The organism is Bradyrhizobium sp. LLZ17 (assembly GCF_041200145.1).
Lineage (GTDB): Bacteria > Pseudomonadota > Alphaproteobacteria > Rhizobiales > Xanthobacteraceae > Bradyrhizobium.
Genome location: NZ_CP165734.1, coordinates 3,263,917 through 3,285,092, shown reverse-complemented (window position 1 = coordinate 3,285,092; position 21,176 = coordinate 3,263,917). Strand labels below are relative to the sequence as shown.

Sequence of the window (21,176 nt, the reverse complement as noted above, 5' to 3'; positions counted from 1 at the left end):
AGACAGGTTCCATCAAGGACCTGGGTCGTTCGCGGAGACAGACTGGAATGAAAGTCATCGGCCTTGCAGGCTGGAGCGGTGCGGGCAAGACCACGCTGTTGACGCGGTTGATTCCGCATTTCAACGCGCAGGGCCTGCGCGTCTCCGTCATCAAGCATGCGCATCACCAGTTCGACGTGGATGTGCCCGGCAAGGATTCCTGGCGCCATCGCGAGGCCGGTGCGGCCGAGGTGCTGATTGCTTCGTCAAACCGCTGGGCGTTGATGCATGAATTGCGCGGGGCGGCCGAGCCGCGGCTGCCGGAACTCTTGAGCAAGCTATCCGCAGTCGATCTCGTCGTCGTTGAAGGGTTCAAGCGCGAGCCGCATCGCAAGATCGAGGTGCATCGTGCCGCCAATGGCAAGCCGCTACTGTTTCCCGACGATCCCGGCATTGTCGGAATCGTGACGGACGTCGCAGTTGAAACCAGGCTGCCGACCGTGCATCTCGACGACATCCCGGCCGCAGCCGCATTGCTGTTGCGTGCGGCGATGCCGGTCGAGGAAGCGGTCCGGAAAAGCGCTGCGACGCGCTGACGAGGTACCATGGCGCAACTGTCGAACGATTGCTTTGCCTTCGGCGGACCGATGATGTCGGTCGACGAGGCGGTCGGCCTGATCGCGGCGCGTGTCAATGCGATTGCCGATCTCGAGACGGTGGCGCTGGTCGATGCCGACGGACGCGTGCTGGCGCGCAACATCGCGGCGCCCCTGCCGCTGCCGCCCTTCACCAACTCCGCCGTCGATGGTTATGCCGTGCGCAACGCGGACCTTCCGCAAGAAACGGAGCAAGCGCTGCCGCTTGATGGCCGCATCCAGGCCGGCGGCCCCGCGCATGCCACGATCAAGCCCGGCCACACCGCGCGCATTTTCACCGGCGCTCCGATGCCGCCAGGCGCCGAGACCGTCTTCATGCAGGAGGATGTCCGCATCGATGACGCCGGCAAAATCGTATTGCCGGCGGGGCTGAAACCTGGTGCCAATGTCCGCCCTGCGGGCGAGGACATCTCGAAAGGGCAGATCGCCCTGCGCGCCGGCCAGCGGCTGCGCCCGCAACACGTTGCGCTTGCTGCTGCCTTCGGCCTGGCCCGGCTCGACGTGATCAGGCGCATCCGTGTCGCGGTGTTCTCGACAGGCGACGAGCTGGCTTCGCCCGGAGAGCCGCGCGCGACGTCGCAACTGTTCGATTCCAATCGTTTCATGCTGATGGCCATGCTGCGCCGGCTCGGCTGCGAGGTCAGCGATCTCGGCATTTTGCGCGACGAACCCAGCTCGCTTGCCAGGGGCCTGAAGCAAGTCGCAGGCGCACATGATCTGATTCTCACTACGGGCGGCGTCTCGACCGGCGAGGAAGATCACGTCAAGGCGGCTGTGGAAAGTGTCGGTTCGCTGGTGCTGTGGCGGATGGCGATCAAGCCCGGCCGACCCGTGGCGATGGGCATCATCGAGGGCACGCCGCTGATCGGATTGCCCGGCAATCCCGTGGCGAGCTTTGTCACCTTCGTCCACGTGGTGCGGCCGACCGTGCTGGCACTCGCCGGCAGCCTGCCGGAGCCGCTCTTGCCGGTTCCCGTGCGCGCGGCCTTCACCTACAAGAAGAAGATCGGCCGGCGCGAATATGTTCGCGCGTCGTTGCGGCGCGCGGAGGACGGCGCGCTGGAGGCGGTCAAGTTCCCGCGCGAGGGCGCCGGGCTGCTGTCATCCCTGGTGGAGACCGACGGCCTCATCGAACTCGGCGAGGACATCACGCGTGTCGAGCCGGGCGCGAGCGTAGGTTTCCTGTCCTACGCCGGTTTGATCTGAGGCGGCGCGTTGACGCGATCCACCTGTCCCGCCATGTTGCGGCCATGACCAGAACGACGCTTGATCTCACCGGACTGAAATGCCCGCTGCCCGCCTTGAAAACACGCAAGGCGCTGAAACCGTTGCAGCCGGGTGATCAGCTCGAAGTGCACTGCACCGATCCGCTTTCGGTGATCGACATTCCGAACCTCATTCGCGAGACCGGCGACAAGGTTGAGATCACCCAGCGCACTGACGCGCGCATCGTGTTCTTGATAGAGAAAACGAATGGCTCGATAGGCAATTTCAATGCTGCGCTGCATTCTTGAGCCGTTACCGCGCTGATACCGACCTTTTGTCTATCGACATCGCGCATGGCTTCTGCCCAAATTGTCGCTCTCCGTGCGGGCACGGAGGTTGAGTCTTGTCTGCGATATGCGGATCACCGGGCCACTCAGAAGCCTGACGTCATATCGGGCATAGAGCCCCGCTTGAGGGGTTAACTTTTCAGACGCGCGTGACGATCCTGGCGCGTGTCGGGTGATTGTGCGGAGCAGTAGGGACAATAGCTGCACCGCGCCGGGCTGAGGACAGGATGGCAGCGGCAGGCTCGCTCAGAAGGGCGGCCTCAGGGGAGGAATGCATGACGACAATTGAAAGCGCTGGAAGGATTTCGGGCGCTGGTGCAGGCTTGCTTGATCGCGAGCACACGGTCGCCAAGGCCGGCTTCAATCGCTGGCTGGTGCCGCCGGCAGCGCTGTGCATCCATCTTTGCATCGGCATGGCCTACGGCTTCTCGGTGTTCTGGCTGCCGCTCTCGCGCGCGATTGGGTTGACTGCGCCGAAGGCCTGCCCGGACATGTCGCTGTGGCAGGAGCTCTTCACCACCACGTGTGACTGGAAGGTCGCCAGCCTCGGGTGGATGTTCACCCTGTTCTTCGTCCTCCTGGGCGTCTCGGCTGCGATTTGGGGCGGCTGGCTCGAGCGTGCGGGTCCGCGCAAAGCAGGGTTCGTGGCAGCGTTATGCTGGGGCGGCGGGCTTCTGATCGGGGCCTTCGGTGTCTACGTCCATCAACTCTGGATCATGTGGCTCGGTGCCGGCGTCATCGGCGGCGTGGGCCTCGGCCTTGGCTACATCTCGCCGGTGTCGACCTTGGTGAAGTGGTTTCCCGATCGCCGCGGCATGGCGACCGGCATGGCGATCATGGGCTTTGGCGGTGGTGCAATGATCGGCGCGCCATTCGCCAATCTCCTGATCAATTACTTCAAGACGCCCACTGACGTCGGAGTCTGGCAGACCTTCATCGTGATGGGCCTAGTCTACTTCGTCTTCATGACAATCGGCGCATTTGCCTATCGGGTCACTCCGAGCGGCTGGCAGCCCGAGGGCTGGACGCCGCCGAGCGAAAAGAAGTCCATGATCTCCGAGCACCACGTCCATCTCAACAATGCGCACAAGACGCCGCAATTCTGGCTGATCTGGTGGGTGCTGTGCCTGAACGTTTCGGCGGGAATCGGGGTCATCGGCATGGCCTCGCCGATGTTGCAGGAAATCTTCGCAGGCAAGCTGATCGGCCATCCGGAATTGACCTTCGGCCAGCTTTCGGCTGAGCAGAAGACCGCCATCGCAGCGATCGCTGCGGGCTTCGCCGGGCTGTTGTCGTTGTTCAATATCGGCGGCCGCTTCGCCTGGGCGACGCTGTCGGACTATATCGGCCGCAAGAACACCTACTATACGTTCTTCGTTCTCGGCATCGTCCTTTACGCGCTGGCGCCGACCTTTGCGGCGATGGGCTCGAAGCTCCTTTTCGTGCTTGGCTTCGGCATCATCCTGTCGATGTATGGCGGCGGCTTCGCGACCGTGCCGGCTTATCTCGCGGACATGTTCGGAACGCAGTTTGTCGGCGCCATCCATGGCCGGTTGCTGACGGCCTGGTCGACGGCGGGCATCATCGGCCCGGTCGTGGTCAACTACATCCGGGAGTTCCAGCTCGCGGCGGGTGTGCCGCGTGATCAGCTCTACAACACGACCATGTACATTCTTTGTGCAATGCTGATTGCGGGTATCATCTGCAACTATCTGATCAAGCCCGTCGATGCAAAGTGGTACATGAGCGAGGCGGAGCTCGCCAAATCGCAGGCGACAAACGCAGGCCCAAGCACGGTCCAGACGGGGTCGTTCGGGATCGGCACTGGCGGCCTCGACGCCAAGGCTGCGATGTTCTGGCTCTTCGTCGGCGTTCCGCTGGCCTGGGGCGTCTACAAGACACTCGAGAGCGCGGTTAAGATCCTCTGATCGCAAACCCAGCACGCGGGATGCGGCAAGTCAGCATCCCGCGTTGCTCGCCAGACCAACACTTGAGAATGGGACCTAGGGGGATTTTTATGCTTCGCATCCGTATCTGCCTCACCGCCATGCTGCTGGCCGCAGCCCTCAGTACTGCATCGGCGCAAACCACAACCGCACCCGCGACGCCTGCACCCGCTGCGACGACCAGCGCCAAGCCGCCGGGAAAGATGAAGCTCACCATGCAGAAGCTGAAGGACATGAAAGCGAAGTGGTCCGCCAACAAGCCGAAGCTGAAGGCCTGCCGGGCCGATGTGAAATCGAAGGGTCTCGCCGGGGACGACCGGTGGTTCTACATCGCAGAGTGCATGGAAAAGACCTGAGACGGCGCAGATCTGATCGGGCGGGGGGGCGTGGAGCTTGGCCGGCTCCAAGCCCCTAAATGCTTTATGGAACATACGAATTTTCTTGGCATCTGGTATGCCAAGAGGTAGGTTTGGATTTGTTCCGAAGAAAGGCTGCGAGACGCACCGATGGGCCACGACGACGTTCACAAGGTTCGCGAATTCGAGCATCCCGGCGGAGGGCGCAAGCGCGCCAAGGCCACGCCGAAGGGACGACAGGTCGACCCCACCGCCGCGCATGAGATCGAACAGCTGCTCGGGGACAGGCCCCGGCGGCGCGACCTGCTGATCGAGCATCTGCACCTGATCCAGGACACATATCACCAGATTTCGGCCGCTCATCTCGCAGCACTTGCCGACGAGATGAAGCTTGCCTTCGCGGAGGTGTTCGAGACCGCGACGTTCTATGCGCATTTCGACGTGGTGAAGGAAGGCGAGCCTCACATCGCACCGCTGACGATCCGCGTCTGCGACTCGCTGACCTGCGCGATGCTCGGCGGCGAGAAACTGCTCGCAGATCTGCAGAGCGCGTCGGGCCCCGGCATCCGCGTCGTGCGCGCGCCCTGCGTCGGCCGTTGCGATACGGCGCCTGCCGCGGAAGTCGGACACAACTTCGTCGATCATGCCACCGTCGCCAACGTGACGGCAGCCGCGAAGGCCGGGGACACCCACGCGCATCTGCCCAACTACATCGGTTACGACGCCTATGTTGCCGGCGGCGGTTACCAACTGCTCAACCGCCTGCGCTCCGGCGAATTGCCGAAGGATGATCTCCTGAAGGCGCTCGATGACGCATCGCTGCGCGGCCTCGGCGGCGCCGGCTTTCCCACGGGGCGCAAATGGCGCGCGGTGTTAGGCGAGCCCGGCCCGCGGCTGATGGCGATCAATGGCGACGAGGGCGAACCCGGCACGTTCAAGGACCGCGTCTACCTCGAAACCGATCCGCATCGCTTCATCGAGGGCATGCTGATCGGCGCGCACGTGGTGCAGGCGTCCGACGTCTACATCTATATCCGCGACGAATATCCGGCGGCGCGCGAAATCCTGCGACGCGAGATCGCGAAACTGCCTGCGGGCGGTCCGACGCTGCACATGCGGCGCGGCGCCGGGGCGTATATCTGCGGCGAGGAATCCTCGTTGCTGGAAAGCATCGAGGGCAAGCGCGGCCTGCCCCGGCACAAGCCGCCTTACCCGTTCCAGGTCGGCCTGTTCGGCGTGCCGACGCTGATCAACAACATCGAGACGCTGTGGTGGGTGCGCGACATCGTCGAGAAGGGCGCCGACTGGTGGAAAGGCCACGGCCGCGATGAGCGCCACGGCCTGCGCAGCTTCTCGGTGTCGGGCCGCGTGAAAAATCCCGGCATGAAGCTCGCGCCATCAGGCATCACCGTCCGCGAATTGATCGACGAATATTGCGGCGGCATGGCCGACGGCCATCAGTTCTACGCTTATCTGCCGGGCGGTGCCTCCGGCGGCATTTTGCCGGCATCGATGGACGACATCCCGCTCGATTTCGGCACACTGGAGAAATACGGCTGCTTCATCGGATCGGCCGCGATCGTGATCCTGTCGCAAAACGACAGCGTGCGCGCCGCCGCCCTGAACCTGATGAAGTTCTTCGAAGACGAGAGCTGCGGCCAGTGCACGCCGTGCCGGGTCGGAACCCAGAAGGCGGCAGTTCTGATGCAGCAGCCGGTCTGGAACCGCGCATTGCTGGAGGAATTGAGCCAGGCGATGCGCGATGCCTCGATCTGCGGACTCGGGCAGGCGGCATCGAATCCGCTGTCCTCGGTGATCAAATATTTCCCTGACGAGTTCAAGGAAGCGGCCGAATGACCAAGATTACGTTCGAGCTCGACGGCAAGCAGGTCGAAGCCAAAGCGGGCGAGACCATCTGGCAGGTCGCGCAGCGCCAGGGCCGCGAGATCCCGCATCTGTGCTATTCGCCGGCGCCGGATTATCGCCCCGACGGCAATTGCCGCGCCTGCATGGTCGAGATCGAGGGCGAGCGCGTGTTGGCCGCCTCCTGCAAGCGCACGCCGTCGGTCGGCATGAAGGTGAAGACCGAGAGCGCCCGCGCCGTTGCCGCGCAAAAAATGGTGATGGAACTGCTCGTCGCCGATCAGCCGGCGCGCGAGACCTCGCACGATCCGGAATCCAAATTCTGGCACTGGGCCGAGACAACAGGCGTCACCGAGAGCCGCTTCCCCGCCGCCGAGCGCTGGGACGCCGACGCCAGCCATCCAGCGATGCGCGTCAACCTCGATGCCTGCATCCAGTGCGGCCTGTGCGTGCGCGCCTGCCGCGAGGTCCAGGTCAACGACGTCATCGGCATGGCTTATCGTAGTCACGGCTCGAAAGTCGTGTTCGACTTCGACGATCCGATGGGCGAGTCCACTTGCGTCGCCTGCGGCGAATGCGTGCAGGCCTGTCCGACCGGCGCGTTGATGCCGGCCGTGATGCTCGACGACAAGCAGACCCGCGTCACTTACGCGGACAAGAAGGTGGATTCGCTCTGCCCGTTCTGCGGCGTCGGTTGCCAGGTGACCTATGAGGTCAAGGACGAGAAGGTCATCTATGCGGAAGGCCGTGATGGCCCCGCCAATCACAACCGTCTCTGCGTCAAGGGCCGCTTCGGCTTCGATTACATCCACCATCCGCATCGCCTGACCAAGCCGCTGGTGCGGTTGCCCAACGCGAAGAAGGATTCCAACGACCAGGTCGATCCAGCCAATCCCTTCACGCATTTCCGCGAAGCATCGTGGGACGAGGCTCTCGACATTGCGGCCAAGGGTCTGGTCAAGATCCGCGACACCAACGGGGTGAAGGCACTCGCGGGCTTCGGCTCGGCCAAGGGCTCGAACGAGGAGGCCTATCTGTTCCAGAAGCTGGTGCGAACCGGCTTCGGCTCGAACAATGTCGATCACTGCACGCGGCTTTGCCACGCCTCGTCTGTCGCGGCGCTGTTCGAGGGCCTGAGCTCGGGCGCCGTATCGGCGCCGTTCTCGGCTGCGATGGACGCCGAGGTGATCATCGTGATCGGCGCCAATCCCACCGTGAACCATCCCGTCGCCGCGACCTTCATCAAGAACGCGGTCAAGCAGAACGGCGCCAAGCTGTTCGTGATGGATCCGCGCCGGCAGACGCTGTCGCGCCATGCGACCAAGCATCTGCAGTTCAAGCCGGGCTCCGACGTCGCCATGCTGAACGCGATGATCAACACGATCATCACCGAAGGCTTGACCGACGATCAGTACATCGCCGGCTATACCGAGGGCTTCGAGGAGCTCAAGGAGAAGATCAAGGAGTTCACGCCGGAGAAGATGGAGGCGATCTGCGGGGTCCCGGCGCAGACGCTGCGCGAGGTGGCGCGGACCTATGCGCGGGCAAAATCCTCGATCATCTTCTGGGGCATGGGCATCAGCCAGCATGTTCACGGCACCGACAATGCGCGCTGCCTGATTGCGCTGGCACTGATCACCGGCCAGGTCGGCCGTCCGGGCACGGGACTGCATCCGCTGCGCGGCCAGAACAACGTGCAGGGCGCCTCCGACGCGGGCCTGATCCCGATGTTCCTGCCGGATTATCAGCCGGTCGGCCGCGACGATCTGCGCGGCGCGTTCGAGAAGCTGTGGCAGCAGGATCTCGATCCCGAGCGTGGCCTGACCGTGGTCGAGATCATGACCGCGATCCACGCCGGCGAGATCAAGGGCATGTATATCGAGGGCGAGAACCCCGCGATGTCCGACCCCGATCTCCAGCATGCGCGCCAGGCGCTCGCGATGCTCGATCATCTCGTGGTGCAGGATCTCTTCGTCACCGAGACGGCGTTCCACGCCGACGTCATCCTGCCGGCATCGGCCTTCGCGGAGAAGGAGGGCTCCTTCACCAATACCGATCGCCGCGTGCAGCTCGCGCGCCAGGTCATCAAACCGCCCGGCGATGCGCGGCAGGATCTCTGGATCATCCAGGAGATCGGCAAGCGCATGGGCCTGCCATGGAATTATGCCGGCCCCGGCGAAGTCTACACCGAAATGGCGGAGCTGATGCCGTCGCTGAAGAACATCAGCTGGGAACGGCTGGTGCGCGAAGGTGCTGTCACTTATCCGGCGGACGATCCGAACAAGCCCGGCAACGAGATCATCTTCACCACGGGCTTTCCGACCGCGAGCGGGCGGGGCAAGATTGTGCCGGCCCACGTCATCCCGCCGGACGAGGTGCCCGACGCCGAATATCCAATGGTGCTGTCGACCGGCCGCGTGCTCGAACACTGGCACACCGGCTCGATGACGCGCCGTGCCCAGGTGCTCGACCAGATCGAGCCGGAGGCGGTCGCCTTCATGTCGCCAAAGGACATGCACAGGAAGAAGCTCGCGCCCGGCGATTTCATCCGCCTCGAGACCCGCCGCGGCGCTGTCGAAGTCAAGGTGCGTTCCGATCGCGACGTGCCGGAGAACATGGTGTTCATGCCGTTCTGCTACGCGGAAGCGGCGGCGAACCTCCTGACCAATCCGGCGCTCGATCCGTTCGGCAAGATCCCGGAGTTCAAGTTCTGCGCGGCAAGAGCCGAGCGCGCGGAAATGCGTGACGCCGCGGAGTAGGCTTCGCCGTCCGCACCCGCGCCGTCATTGCGAGCGAAGCGAAGCAATCCAGACCACCTCCACGGGGAGACTCTGGATTGCTTAGTCGCTTCGCTCCTCGCAATGACGGTGGTAAACGTGACCATGTCCAAAGTCACCCCCGCCACCCGCGCGCTCACATCTGCCGGAGTCGCCTTCACCGTTCACACTTACGACTACGATCCTGATGCCGAGAGCATCGGCCTTCAGGCCGCCTCCGCTCTCGGCGAGAGCCCGGCGCGCGTCTTGAAGACGCTGATGGCGCTGGTCGACGGCAAGCCGGTCTGCGTGATCGTTCCGTCCGACCAGGAAGTCTCGATGAAGAAGCTCGCCGCCGCTGTCGGCGGCAAGTCCGCGCAGATGATGAAACCGCCGGAGGCCGAGCGCCTCACCGGCTACAAGGTCGGCGGCATCAGTCCGTTCGGGCAGCGCAAGCCGGTGCACGCCGTGATCGAGAGAAGCGCGCTCGCGCACGATCAGGTCTATCTCAACGGTGGCCAGCGCGGCTTGCAGGTGCGGCTCAAGCCGGGCGACGCACGGGATGTGTTGAAGGCGATCGTCGCGGATGTGGTCGCGTGAGCGTCTCGATCTATTGCTTCTGTAGCAGTTTCAGCCGGCAGCGCAGCGCCTCGCGGATATGCGCGCGCGCGAGCTTTTCCGCCATGTCGCCGTCGCGTGCGGCGATGGCGTCGATGATGGCCTGGTGCTCGCCATGGCTCGTCGTCGACCGCCCCGAGACCGTAAACGTCGTGGGGCCGAGCAGCGCGATCCAGTCCTGCAACTCGCCCGATGCAGTGTCGAGATAGCGGTTGCGCGCTGCGCGGCAGATCGCCTCGTGGAAGGCCCGGTTGAGCCGTGCCATATGGGCTGTGTCGGTCCCGGACTTTTCGACAAAAGCCTGCTCGATGTCCCTGAGGGCATCGATCTCGGGCGCGGAGGCGTGCTCGGCCGCCAGTCGCGCGGCGGCGCCTTCCATGATCTCGCGCATGGCGTAGAGTTCGAGCACCTCGGAAATGTCGAGGTTGCGCACGACCAGGCCTCGGCCACCCCCAGGCTCGACGAAGCCGCGCGCCGCGAGCCGGCCGAGCGCTTCCCGGACCGGTGTGCGGCTGACCTTCAGCCGCTGCGCGACTTCTTCCTCGCGCAGGCGATCGCCGGCGCGGTAGCTGCCGGCCTGGAGCGCCTCGCAGAGCGACCGGAATACGGCCTCGCCCAGGGCTACGCCGCCCCCGCGATCGATCGATCCGCCTGCCTTTGCCGGGCGTCTGCCCATCCCCACTCCTGTGATCACGAGGCGCATCCTGCCCATGCAGAGATGCCGCTTGCGCTGCCTTCGTATATATTTGTATACAAAAGTACGCAATGGCCGGCTGGGTTGACGGAGACCGCCGGCGGGCAGAACGTCTCCCAACTTCGTCCATCGGACAGAGGGCATGAGCAGCAAATACGACGTGCTGGTGATCGGCGGCGGCAACGCGGCGCTGTGCGCGGCGATCGCGGCGCGGCGTGGCGGCGCGTCCGTGCTGGTGGTCGAGGGCGCGCCGAAATTCTATCGCGGCGGCAACACCCGCCATACCCGCAACATGCGCTGCGCCCATGACGCCGCGACCGAAATTCTCACCGGTCCCTATACGGAGGAGGAATTTTGGGAGGATCTGCTGCGCGTCACCGGCGGGCAGACCGACGAGGTGCTCGCCCGCCACATGATCCGCGAATCCAAGCATATCCTGAACTGGATCGTGGAGCAGGGCGTGCGCTGGCAGCCGTCGCTCGGCGGCACGTTGAGCCTCGGCCGGACCAATTCCTTCTTTCTCGGCGGCGGCCGCGCGATGCTGAACGCGCTGTATCTGACCGCCGAGCGGCTCGGGGTCGATGTCGAATACGACGCCGAGGTCACCGACCTCGTGATCGAGGATGGCATGTTCCTCGCCGCGCGCCTGAACCGGCCCATCCAGGGCGAGACCGAGGTCCGGGCGACGTCGCTGGTTGCTGCCGCCGGCGGCTTCGAGGCCAACATCGAATGGCTGAAGCAATATTGGGGCGAGGCCGCCGACAATTTCCTGATCCGCGGCACACCCTATAACCGCGGCTCGATCCTGAAGATGCTGCTGGCGAAGGGCGTGCAGGAGGTCGGCGACCCCACGCAGTGCCATGCGGTCGCGATCGACGCCCGCGCACCCAAGTTCGATGGTGGCATCATCACGCGACACGACTCGGTCGTGTTCGGGATCGTCGTCAACAAGCATTCGCAGCGCTTCTACGACGAGGGCGAGGATATCTGGCCCAAGCGCTACGCGATCTGGGGCCGGCTGGTCGCGGCGCAGCCCGATCAGATCGCCTACATCATCTTTGACTCGACCGTTGTCACCAGCTTCATGCCCACGCTGTTCCCGCCCATCGCCGGCCAGACATTGGCCGAACTCGCTGGCAAGCTCGAGCTCGATCCGGCGGCGCTGGAAAAGACCGTCAGAGAATTCAACGCCGCGGTGCAGCCCGGCACGTTCGACCACACCATTCTCGACGACTGCTGCACCGAAGGCGTCGTGCCGCAGAAGACGCACTGGGCGCGGCGGATCGAAACGCCACCCTATCTCGCTTATCCGGTGCGGCCCGGCATCACCTTCACCTATCTCGGCACGCGCGTGAACCAGGAAGCGCGCATGCTGATGGCTGACGGCAAGCCGTCGGCCAACATGTTTGCCGCCGGTGAGATCATGGCGGGCAACGTGCTGGGCAAGGGCTATGCGGCCGGCATCGGCATGACCATCGGCAGCGTATTCGGGCGGATCGCAGGACGGGAAGCGGCGAAGCATGCACGCAACTAGAACATTGGACGAAGCCGATCGTCTGATGACGGTCTGCAACTCCTGCCGCTACTGCGAAGGTCTCTGCGCGGTGTTTCCGGCGATGGAGATGCGGCGCGCCTTCTCCGACGGCGACCTCAACTATCTCGCCAATCTCTGCCATGCCTGCGGCGCCTGCTACGTCGACTGCCAGTTCTCACCGCCGCACGAGTTCAATGTCAACGTCCCGAAGACGCTCGCGGTTGCGCGCGCCGAGTCCTACGCGGCTTATGCCTGGCCGCAAGCGCTCTCCGGCGCCTTCGCCAGAAATGGCCTCGTCATCAGCATCGTCGCCGCACTCAGCATGGCCGCCTTTATCCTCGGCTTCGCCGTCTTGAACGACCGTAGCGTGCTGTTCGGCGTCCACACTGGCCCGGGCGCGTTTTACAAACTGATGCCGCATAGCGCGATGGCTGCCCTGTTCAGCGCTGCGTTCATCTATGCGATCCTTGCGCTCGTCATGAGCGTGCGCGCCTTCTGGCGCGATATCGGGACGCCGATCGGCGGCCGTGCCGAGGGGGCTCGATCTTCCAGGCGATCCGCGACGCCGGCGAGCTGCGCTATCTCCATGGCGGCGGGGTCGGCTGCTACAATGAGGACGACAAGCCGACGGACCGGCGCAAGCTCTATCACCACCTGACCTTCTACGGCTTCCTGCTGTGCTTCGCCGCGACGTCGGTTGCCACGCTGTACTATTATCTCATCGACCGCGAGGCGCCGTATCCGTGGTGGGATCTGCCCGTGGTGCTCGGCACGCTCGGTGGTATCGGTCTCGTCGTCGGGCCGATCGGTCTGCTCGTCGCCAAGTCGCGCCGTGCCCCGGAATTGCTCGACGAGAACCGCTACGGCATGGATGTCGGCTTCATCGCGATGCTGTTGCTGACCGGTCTTTCCGGGATGGCACTTCTTGCGCTGCGCGAGACCGCCGCCATGGGGCCGGTGCTCGCGCTGCATCTCGGCGCGGTGTTCGCGCTGTTCATCACCATGCCCTACGGCAAGTTCGTGCACGGTATTTATCGTTTCGCGGCACTGGTGCGTTACGCGCAAGAGCGGCGCTCCGAGGTCTCGTGACCGCCTCCGGTGTCATGCCTGAGCAGCTGCGTGCCGCCGTGACGTGACGAGCATGATGTCCGCCCCGGGGCTGTCGACCTGCACCCGGTTGCGCCCCTTCTCCTTGGCACGATAGCAGGCGGCATCCGCGCGCCGCATCGCGTCCTCGAGCGTGGTGTTGCCGTCGGTGATGCAGGCAACGCCGATGCTGGCCGTCACCGCAAAGCAGCGGTCATCCCAGGTGAAGCTGAACAGCTCGAGCGACCGGCGCAGCCGTTCGGCGATATCGACGGCATCGTACGGCGCGCATTGCGGCAGGATCAGGCAGAACTCGTCGCCGCCGAGCCGGGCCACCAGATCGTGCGGTCGCCGCTCCTGCTGCAACAGGCGCGCGACCTGGCAGAGCAGGCGGTCGCCGGCGAGATGGCCGCAGCTGTCGTTGACGCTCTTGAATTGGTCGAGATCGAGCAGGATCAAGCTGAGCGGATCCTCGCCGGAACCAGCGAGCTCGCTTTGCAGGCGCGCCTCGAAGTCTCGCCGGTTGGCAATCCCGGTCAGCCAGTCATGCGAGGCCTGAAAGGCGAGACGCTCCTTTTCGGCATGCAATGCATCCTCGAAGGCTTGGCGCTGCAGCACCAATCGCCATGTGTGCCAGATCAGGAGCAGGATCAGCATCGCTGCGGTGACGATATTCACAGACGTCAGCGTCAGCTTGATGGCGCGCGAGCCTTCACCCAACACCGTCGAGAACCGGTTGGCATGTCCCGTGAACTGGCTGTTCAGGTCGGAGAGCCGCGACGACAAAAGGTTGAGGCGGCCGCTGTCCTCAATGGGACCATTCTTCAGCTCGGAACGGATGACCTCGCCAAAGACGCTCAGCTCCAGCAACATGGGATCTGTGGCAGCCCACTCCCGGATCGCCTCCTGGAGGAAGCTGACGCGGCTGAAATGGCGGAACAGCCAGATCAAGCCCGGCACGTCGTCAGGATGGTTGCCGCCTTGCAGGAAGCCGATGCGGGCGGTCTCGATGTCGACCGGATCGCGCTCGAGCGCCCAGCGCGCGAACTCGTCTCCGATCGGGACGGCGAGTGAGATCTTATACCGCGCAAACTGGCTTGCTTCGCCCGAATGCAGATAGAGGTTGAGGAAATAGACGGCGTCCTTCTGCGACCGCGACCAAATCGCTTCACCCGCGACATAAGCGCGGACCGAGGACATGACCTCGAGACTGAATCCGGCGATCGCCGCCTGCAGCAAGACAACTGCGACGAACGGCGAGACGAGCTTGATGACATGAGGGAAATTGCGTCCCTTTGTTGACGTCGCTGTTCTACGAAACACCCTGCATTCCCCAAATCGCTCAACGACCCCTGCGGAGCGTCGCGCTTGCAATGCAAGGTAGAGGAGAAAGTTGCTGAACTCGACCTCAAAGGCGCGGGGGATTGCAGCGCAGGGTGAATGCGTCGTGAAGCCGATGCGCGCAGATCGTTTCAAATGCCGGCAACCCGGAACCGGCACAGTCGTGGCGCGCCAATGTCTCGGATTCGTCCCGATTGGCTTACCTAAGGCAGATCGATCTGGTGCTAGACCAGCACCGGCTTGCGCACCCGGCCGGCGTCGCCGAACACGCGCAGGTAGCGCTCGATCTCAGAGGGCAGGCCGGTTGCCTTCTCCGGATTGTCGGAGAGCTTGACGGCCGGTCGTCCGTCGACCGACGACACCTTGCAAACCAGCGAAATGGGATCGAGATTGATCGACCCATCCGGTGGGCAGCCGACGAAATCATTGGTGAGATTGGTGCCCCAGCCGAAGGAGAGCCGCACCCGGCCGCCGAAATGGTGATAGGTCTCCTCGATCGAGCCGACGTCCATCGCGTCGGAGAAGACGAGCAACTTGTCCCTGGGGTTGCGACCCTTCGATTCCCACCATTTGATGATTTCTTCGCCGGCATGGATCGGCGGCGCGCTGTCCGGGCGGAAGCCGGTCCAGTCGGCCACCCATTCCGGCGCGTCGCGCAGGAACGCCTTTGTGCCGTACGCGTCTGGCAGCGCGATCAGCAAATTGCCGCCATAGGTCTGACGCCACTGGTCGAGGATGCGATAGGGCGCCCAGCGCAATTCCTCATCGTCCCTGGCGAGCGCGGCTGCAACCATGGGCAGTTCATGCGCGTTGGTGCCGATGGCTTCGAGATCATTGTCCATCGCGAGCAGCACATTGGAGGTGCCGATGAAGGACGGACCCAAGCCTTCCTTCACCGCTTCCACGCACCAGCGCTGCCAGAGGAAGCCGTGGCGGCGGCGGGTGCCGAAATCGGATAGGCGCAGATTCTCCAGCTCGCGCAGCCGCTCGACCTTGGTCCACAGCTTCGCCTTGGCGCGGGCGTAGAGCACGTCGAGCTCGAAGCGGCCGCGGCCCTTCATTGCCGCGCGCGAGCGCAGCTCGTTGAGAATGGCGAGCGCCGGAATTTCCCACATTGTGGTGTGGGTCCACGGCCCGTGGAAATGCAGCTCGTACTGGCCCTCGACCTTGCGCAGCTCGTATTCGGGCAATCGGAATTCGGCGAGCCAGCGGATGAAATCCGCCGAGAACATGTGGGTCTTGCCGTAGAAGGTATTGCCGGCCAGCCAGATCAGCTCCTTCTTGGCGAAGCGGATGGTGCGGGCGTGGTCGAGCTGGGCGCGTAGCTCGCCCTCGTCGATGATCTCGGCAAGCCGCACATGGCGCGAGCGGTTGATCACCGAGAAGGTCACCTGTTGAGACGGGTAGGATTCCCGAATCATCTGTAACATCAATAGCTTGTAGAAGTCGGTATCAAGCAGGCTGCGGATGATGGGATCCAGCCGCCAGCTGTGATTGTAGGTCCGGCTCGCAATGTCGGTCACTGTCATGGGGCAATTCTAGCGTGGCCGCCCGTGCGCAACCAGTGGGTTTGGCGGGGATCAGGTTTTCGCCGCCGGGTCCATTGCTCCGCCTGCGGTCGTCGCCGCGACGGTCTCGAGCTCGCTCCGAATCCAGCGATGGGCCGGGTCCTTCTGGTAGCGCTGGTGCCAGACCATGAACATCGGCAGCTCGGCCAGCGTCTGGGTGCGCGAGGCCAGTGGAATCCGCACATGGGCAAATCCGCGCATCACGCCGGATGCCAGCAGGCTCGGCATGCTCGCCAGCATCTGCGAGCCGCGCAGGAAGGGCGGCACGCCGGAGAAGCTCGGCACCGAGATGGCGATGTCGCGGTGGAAGTCATTGGCGGCAAGCCGGCGGTCGAAGTCGAGCCGCTCATTGTCCGTGTAGACGACGGTGATGTGGCGGGCCGCGAGATAGGCGCTGCGGCTCGCCGGCGCGGTGCGTGCCCGGGGATCGTAGTAGCAGACGTAATGATCCCTGAGCAGGCGCTTCTGCACGATATCCGCGCCGGATGGCGGCAGCGGTGTAATCATGAGGTCGCAGCGGTTCTCGCGCAGCATCGTGGGCGAGGGCGACTGGGAGGGGATCACGCGCAGGTTCAGGCTCTTCACCTGCGCCGCGACACGATCGAAGAACCGCGGCAACAACAAGTCGCGCTGCAAGTCGTTGGCCGCCACCGTCAGCGAGAGTTGGGCCACCGCAGGCTCGAAGCTTACGGCGCCCGAGAAGCTCCGCATCTCATCGATCAACGCGCGCGCCTTCGCCGCGAGCGCCTGCGCATGTGAGGTGGCGACGATGCCGCGGCCGGATTTGGCGAACAGCGGATCGCCGGCGATCCGCCGCAGCTTGTTCAAGCCGTGGCTGACGGCGGATTGGGTCAGCCCGAGACGCGTTGCCGCCGCGGTCACCGAGCCTTCCTCCAGCACGGCCAGGAACAGCTCGAGGGCGCGACCATCCAGGGCCAAATAATCGATTTTCTTCATGCGATTTATTATAATCGATCTATTTATCTTGAGAATAGCGCGGCCCATGATCTCCCGATAAGCCGCGCGCCCGGACGGCGCGCCCAAGGGAGAGACAACGCCGATGAATGCCCAGGCTCCAATCTCAGCCTTGCAGGATCCCCGCCTCAACCGTCCTGAGCCGTTCACGCCGCGCGACGGCGGCTTCTTCCAGCGCGATCGCTCGATCCATCCGCCGGCGCATGCGCCCGGTTACAAATCATCGGTGCTGCGCTCGCCGCGCAACGCGCTGCTGTCGCTGGAGAATTCGGTTTCGGAGATTACGGGGCCGGTGTTTGGCCACAACGATCTCGGGCCGCTCGACAATGATCTGATCCGCAACTACGCCAAGGACGGCGATCCCGTCGGCGAGCGCATCATCGTCCACGGCCGCGTGCTCGACGAGACCGGCCGCGGCGTACCGAACACGTTGGTCGAGTTCTGGCAGGCCAATGCCGGCGGCCGCTACCGGCACAAGAAGGATACTTATCTTGCGCCGATCGATCCGAATTTCGGCGGCTGCGGCCGCGCGCTGACCGATGATACCGGCAACTACTATTTCCGAACGGTGAAGCCAGGGCCCTATCCCTGGCGCAACTACGTCAACAGCTGGCGTCCGGCCCACATCCACTTCTCGGTGTTCGGCTCGGGCTTTGCGCAGCGGCTGATCACGCAGATGTATTTCGAAGGCGATCCCCTGATCCCGGTCTGCCCGATCCTGACCACGATCCCGGACAAGGACGCGCTCGACCGCCTGGTCGCGCCGCTCGACCTCAACGCCTCGACGCCGTTCGACTCGCTCGCCTACCGCTTCGACATCGTGCTGCGCGGCGCCCGCTCCACCTATTTCGAAAATCGCACCGAGGGGAACTGAGTCAATGCCGCAGCCGCTCAACTATCTCAAGGAAACCGCCTCGCAGACCGCCGGGCCCTACGTCCATATCGGGCTGATCCCGGCCATGGCCGGCTTCGACATCTTTGAGAAGAACTTTTCCAACGTGCTGGTGACGCCGAACACCGAGGGTGAACGCATCACGCTCGAAGGCAAAGTGGTCGACGGCAGCGGCACGCCGCTGCGCGACGTCTTGCTCGAGATCTGGCAGGCCAATGCGGCCGGCCGCTACAACCATCCGTCCGACCGCTCGGCCGCGGCGCTCGACGGAGATTTTCGTGGCTGGGGCCGAGCCGGCTCCGATTTCGAGAGCGGACTGGTGACGTTCGAGACCATCAAGCCCGGCGCAATCATTGATAAGGCAGGGCGCAAATGCGCGCCGCACGTCAACCTCTGGATCGTGGCACGCGGCATCAATATCGGGCTGAACACGCGGCTGTATTTCTCGGACGAGGAGGCCGCGAATGCTGCCGATCCCGTGCTCAACCTGATCGAGCAGCCAGTGCGCCGCAAGACACTCATCGCCACTCGCACCGAACGCTCCGGCAAGGTCGTGTATTCCTTCACGATCAATTTGCAGGGGCCGGACGAGACCGTGTTCTTCGACGTTTGATCAATCCCGCCCAACAGGATCGGCCCCTCTGCGGAGGGGCCGTCGCAACGCGTGGGATGGCCGCAGCTGGGTCGTTGACCTGCAACCAAAGTCTATCCGCCAGCGTACGCTTCGACGGGAACCAAAGGCGTCTTCGAACAGTTCCCACGACATACCTTCGGGAGAGGTGCGTCGTGAAACATTGGCAAGAACGCGAATCCGTCCCCGACCTCTACAATCTGTTTCTCGCGGCCGTGCTCTTCATATCGCCGTGGCTGTTCAAGCTGACGAACAGTGAGGGCAAGATCGACCTGTGGGTGACCAGCGCGATCATCGGCGTGCTTTCGCTCGCTGCCATGATCGCTTATCGGGACTGGGAGGAATGGCTCAACGTCCTGATGGGCGTTTGGCTGATCGCTTCGCCCTGGCTCCTCGGATTCCCACACACACGGGCGATGCATTTTAGCATCGGCTTCGGTGCCGTCATCGTGCTCCTGGCTCTGCTCGATCTCTTTCTCCACTACGAAAAGGCGTATCCTGACGAAGCGACCATGCAATCCGGGCAGGAGAGAGCGCGCCAATAGTCCAATAGTGGAGGCTGCGCTCGGAGTGCCTTACGCCCGACGCGTCAGCCTTCGCCGCCATGAAGCTGGGCGCGAAACGCACGCGGCGAGCGTCCGGTGGCGGCGGTGTAGATCCGGCTGAAATAGGCCGGGTCCTCAAAGCCGAGGGCATAGGCGATCGTGGAGACCGGCAGGTTGGTATAGACGAGGTTGCGCCGCGCCTCGCGGATGAGCCGGTGGAGGATCAGATGCGAGGCGGTGTCTCCGGTCGCCGCACGCGTCACCCGGTTGAGATGGGTGGGGGTGATTGACAACGCCCCAGCATAGTCCGCCACGCTCCAGCGCTGCAGATGGTGTTGTTCGAGCAAAGCTTCGAACCGGCGGAACAGACTTGATTCCGCGGTGCCATTGCCGCCGCTCTCGCTCGCGAGCGCCCGCGCCACCAGCCCGATCATGGCCGCCGACAAGGCGCGCAGCACATGTGCGCGGCCGAAATTGCGCGCCGCGTGTTCGGCAAAGATCTGCTTCATGGTGGCGCGGATCTGCGGCGTGCCGCGCACCACGGCCGATCGCGACAGCGCGCCGCGCAGGCCTTCGGCGGCGAGCAGCGCCTCGTCGAGAATTTCCGCGGCGATGGTCAGCACCCAGCCCTGGGTGTCGGGCAGAAAGCGGAAGCCGTGGACGTGGCCGACCGGCACATTGACGATCTGCATCGGCCTCAGCGGCACCACGCGGCCATCGAGGCTCGCCTCGCCGCCGCCGCGCTCGATCAAGAGCACCTGGTGCAACCGGGCATGCCGGTGCACGGCCAGGGTCCAGTCATGCAGCACCGAGCGGGACGCGATCGTCTCGCAATGCACCACGTCGGGCAGGTCGGCGGACTCGCCGAACAAATTGTAGACCTGGATGGCAGGGGCGGGGGCTGCGGTTCTCATGTTCGAATTGTACAAGACAAAGACGAAAGCCTCCATCGGTCCGCCGCGAAAATTCTGCAAAAAACGTATGGACGGGAGGACGCGAAAATGAAAGTTCAGGTCTGCATCATCGGCGGTGGGCCGTCCGGGCTGCTATTGTCCCAGCTCCTGCACCTGAAGGGGATCGACACGCTCGTGCTGGAGAGATCCAGCCGCGCCCACGTGCTGGCCCGCATTCGGGCCGGCGTGCTCGAACACGGCTTTGCCAGGCTGATGCGCGAGGCGCAATGCGGCGAGCGGATGGATCGCGAAGGCGAAATCCACAAGGGTTTCGAGATCGCCCATGACGGCACGCTCTCCCATATCGACTTGCACAAACATTCCGGCGGCAATTCGGTTTTGGTCTACGGCCAGACCGAGCTGACGCGCGACCTCTACGAAGCCCGGGACCGTCTTGGCGGCAAGATCGTGCATAGCGCCGAGGACGTGATGCCGCATGATCTGACGTCGGAGCAGCCCTACGTGACGTATCGACTCAACGGCGAAACCATCCGCGTCGATTGCGACTACGTCGTGGGTGCCGACGGCTTTCACGGCGTCAGCCGCAAGTCGATCCCGAGGGAGGTGCTGCGCGAATACGAGAAGGTCTATCCGTTCGGCTGGCTCGGCGTGCTGTCGCGCACCAAACCGGTGTCGCCGGAGCTAATCTATGTGAAGCACGAGCGCGGCTTTGCGCTCTGTTCGCTGCGTTCGCAGGTGCTGAGCCGCTATTACGTTCAGGTGCCGCTGACCGACAAGGTGGAAGACTGGTCCGACGATGCGTTCTGGGCCGAGTTGAAACGCCGGTTGCCGGAGGAGGTCGCCGGCCGCCTGATCACGGGCCCTTCGGTCGAAAAAAGCATCGCCCCCTTGCGCAGCTTCGTTGCCGAGCCAATGAGCTATGGCCGGCTGTTTCTCGCCGGCGACGCCGCTCATATCGTGCCGCCGACCGGAGCGCGTGGATTGAACAGCGCGGCCTCCGACATCTATTATCTCTACCACGCCATGCTCGCGCATTATCAGCACGGCGACGATTCCGGCCTCAAGGGCTATTCGGCCAAGGCGCTGGCGCGGATCTGGAAGGCGCAGCGTTTTTCGTGGTGGATGACCATGCTGCTGCACCGCTTCCCCGACCGGCTGGAATACGAGGACCGGCTTCAGCAGACGGAGCTGGACTACCTGATCTCGTCAGAGACGGCGCAGCGGCTGCTCGCGGAGAATTATGTCGGGCTGCCGTTCTAATATGTCGGG

At 64.0% G+C, this 21,176-nt stretch carries 18 protein-coding genes and 1 pseudogene; 14 read left to right on the top strand and 5 right to left on the bottom strand.

Features of this window, described 5'->3' with window-relative positions; translation table 11 throughout:
• Window positions 1–47 precede the first annotated feature (47 nt).
• From mobB to ybaK, 8 genes are all read left to right on the top strand, one after another.
• Window positions 48–575 (top strand): molybdopterin-guanine dinucleotide biosynthesis protein B, encoded by a 528-nt coding sequence (gene mobB, locus AB8Z38_RS16170; protein WP_369726081.1) that lies wholly within the window; start codon window positions 48–50, stop codon window positions 573–575.
• Between the two features lie 9 nt (window positions 576–584).
• The gene (glp, locus tag AB8Z38_RS16165) at window positions 585–1,841 is read left to right on the top strand and encodes a gephyrin-like molybdotransferase Glp (RefSeq protein WP_369726080.1); all 1,257 of its coding nucleotides are present in this window, start codon (window positions 585–587) and stop codon (window positions 1,839–1,841) included.
• Between the two features lie 44 nt (window positions 1,842–1,885).
• Entirely contained in the window at window positions 1,886–2,149 is a 264-nt protein-coding gene (locus AB8Z38_RS16160) for a sulfurtransferase TusA family protein (RefSeq protein WP_369726079.1), read from the top strand.
• 314 nt (window positions 2,150–2,463) lie between these two features.
• Entirely contained in the window at window positions 2,464–4,116 is a 1,653-nt protein-coding gene (locus tag AB8Z38_RS16155) for an OFA family MFS transporter (RefSeq protein WP_369726078.1), read from the top strand.
• An 89-nt stretch (window positions 4,117–4,205) separates the two neighbouring features.
• Window positions 4,206–4,490: a hypothetical protein gene (locus AB8Z38_RS16150; protein WP_369726077.1), complete on the top strand. Its 285-nt coding sequence runs from the start codon at window positions 4,206–4,208 to the stop codon at window positions 4,488–4,490.
• Window positions 4,491–4,640: 150 nt separating this feature from the next.
• Window positions 4,641–6,347 (top strand): NADH-ubiquinone oxidoreductase-F iron-sulfur binding region domain-containing protein, encoded by a 1,707-nt coding sequence (locus AB8Z38_RS16145; protein WP_369726076.1) that lies wholly within the window; start codon window positions 4,641–4,643, stop codon window positions 6,345–6,347.
• A complete protein-coding gene (fdhF, locus tag AB8Z38_RS16140; RefSeq protein ID WP_369726075.1) occupies window positions 6,344–9,112 on the top strand; it encodes a formate dehydrogenase subunit alpha in 2,769 nt (922 codons plus the stop codon). Before AB8Z38_RS16145 ends, fdhF begins: the two co-directional genes overlap by 4 nt.
• Before the next feature lie 123 nt (window positions 9,113–9,235).
• A complete protein-coding gene (gene ybaK, locus AB8Z38_RS16135; protein WP_369726074.1) occupies window positions 9,236–9,709 on the top strand; it encodes a Cys-tRNA(Pro) deacylase in 474 nt (157 codons plus the stop codon).
• A 10-nt stretch (window positions 9,710–9,719) separates the two neighbouring features.
• Here the strand turns inward: ybaK and AB8Z38_RS16130 are convergent, their stop codons facing one another.
• Window positions 9,720–10,403, bottom strand: coding sequence for a GntR family transcriptional regulator (locus AB8Z38_RS16130; RefSeq protein ID WP_369726073.1), 684 nt, complete (start codon window positions 10,401–10,403; stop codon window positions 9,720–9,722).
• 160 nt (window positions 10,404–10,563) lie between these two features.
• Here AB8Z38_RS16130 and tcuA point away from each other — a divergent pair, with 160 nt between their 5' ends.
• On the top strand, window positions 10,564–11,955 hold the full coding sequence (tcuA, locus tag AB8Z38_RS16125; RefSeq protein WP_369726072.1) for an FAD-dependent tricarballylate dehydrogenase TcuA: 1,392 nt from the start codon (window positions 10,564–10,566) through the stop codon (window positions 11,953–11,955).
• Window positions 11,942–13,044: pseudogene (gene tcuB, locus AB8Z38_RS16120) on the top strand (tricarballylate utilization 4Fe-4S protein TcuB). Before tcuA ends, tcuB begins: the two are co-directional and overlap by 14 nt.
• A gap of 12 nt (window positions 13,045–13,056) precedes the next feature.
• Here the strand turns inward: tcuB and AB8Z38_RS16115 are convergent.
• The 3 genes from AB8Z38_RS16115 to AB8Z38_RS16105 all read right to left on the bottom strand — a co-directional run bounded on the left by AB8Z38_RS16115 (window position 13,057) and on the right by AB8Z38_RS16105 (window position 16,907).
• On the bottom strand, window positions 13,057–14,364 hold the full coding sequence (locus AB8Z38_RS16115) for a GGDEF domain-containing protein (RefSeq protein ID WP_369726071.1): 1,308 nt from the start codon (window positions 14,362–14,364) through the stop codon (window positions 13,057–13,059).
• A gap of 242 nt (window positions 14,365–14,606) precedes the next feature.
• Window positions 14,607–15,911, bottom strand: coding sequence for a nicotinate phosphoribosyltransferase (gene pncB / locus AB8Z38_RS16110; RefSeq protein ID WP_369726070.1), 1,305 nt, complete (start codon window positions 15,909–15,911; stop codon window positions 14,607–14,609).
• 51 nt (window positions 15,912–15,962) lie between these two features.
• Window positions 15,963–16,907 (bottom strand): LysR family transcriptional regulator, encoded by a 945-nt coding sequence (locus AB8Z38_RS16105; protein ID WP_369726508.1) that lies wholly within the window; start codon window positions 16,905–16,907, stop codon window positions 15,963–15,965.
• A gap of 103 nt (window positions 16,908–17,010) precedes the next feature.
• Here AB8Z38_RS16105 and pcaH point away from each other — a divergent pair, with 103 nt between their 5' ends.
• The 3 genes from pcaH (at window position 17,011) to AB8Z38_RS16090 (ending at window position 18,993) form a co-directional block, all read left to right on the top strand.
• Window positions 17,011–17,799 (top strand): protocatechuate 3,4-dioxygenase subunit beta, encoded by a 789-nt coding sequence (pcaH, locus tag AB8Z38_RS16100; RefSeq protein WP_369726069.1) that lies wholly within the window; start codon window positions 17,011–17,013, stop codon window positions 17,797–17,799.
• Window positions 17,800–17,803: 4 nt separating this feature from the next.
• On the top strand, window positions 17,804–18,430 hold the full coding sequence (gene pcaG, locus AB8Z38_RS16095; protein WP_369726068.1) for a protocatechuate 3,4-dioxygenase subunit alpha: 627 nt from the start codon (window positions 17,804–17,806) through the stop codon (window positions 18,428–18,430).
• Window positions 18,431–18,603: 173 nt separating this feature from the next.
• Window positions 18,604–18,993 (top strand): SPW repeat protein, encoded by a 390-nt coding sequence (locus AB8Z38_RS16090; RefSeq protein ID WP_369726067.1) that lies wholly within the window; start codon window positions 18,604–18,606, stop codon window positions 18,991–18,993.
• 44 nt (window positions 18,994–19,037) lie between these two features.
• On the opposite strand, the gene AB8Z38_RS16085 is transcribed toward AB8Z38_RS16090, so the two are convergent.
• Window positions 19,038–19,943, bottom strand: a complete 906-nt coding sequence (locus AB8Z38_RS16085; RefSeq protein WP_369726066.1) for a helix-turn-helix domain-containing protein — start codon at window positions 19,941–19,943, stop codon at window positions 19,038–19,040.
• A gap of 51 nt (window positions 19,944–19,994) precedes the next feature.
• Between AB8Z38_RS16085 and pobA the strand changes: the two genes are divergently transcribed.
• Window positions 19,995–21,167: a 4-hydroxybenzoate 3-monooxygenase gene (gene pobA, locus AB8Z38_RS16080; protein ID WP_369726064.1), complete on the top strand. Its 1,173-nt coding sequence runs from the start codon at window positions 19,995–19,997 to the stop codon at window positions 21,165–21,167.
• The last annotated feature ends 9 nt before the right edge of the window (window positions 21,168–21,176 follow it).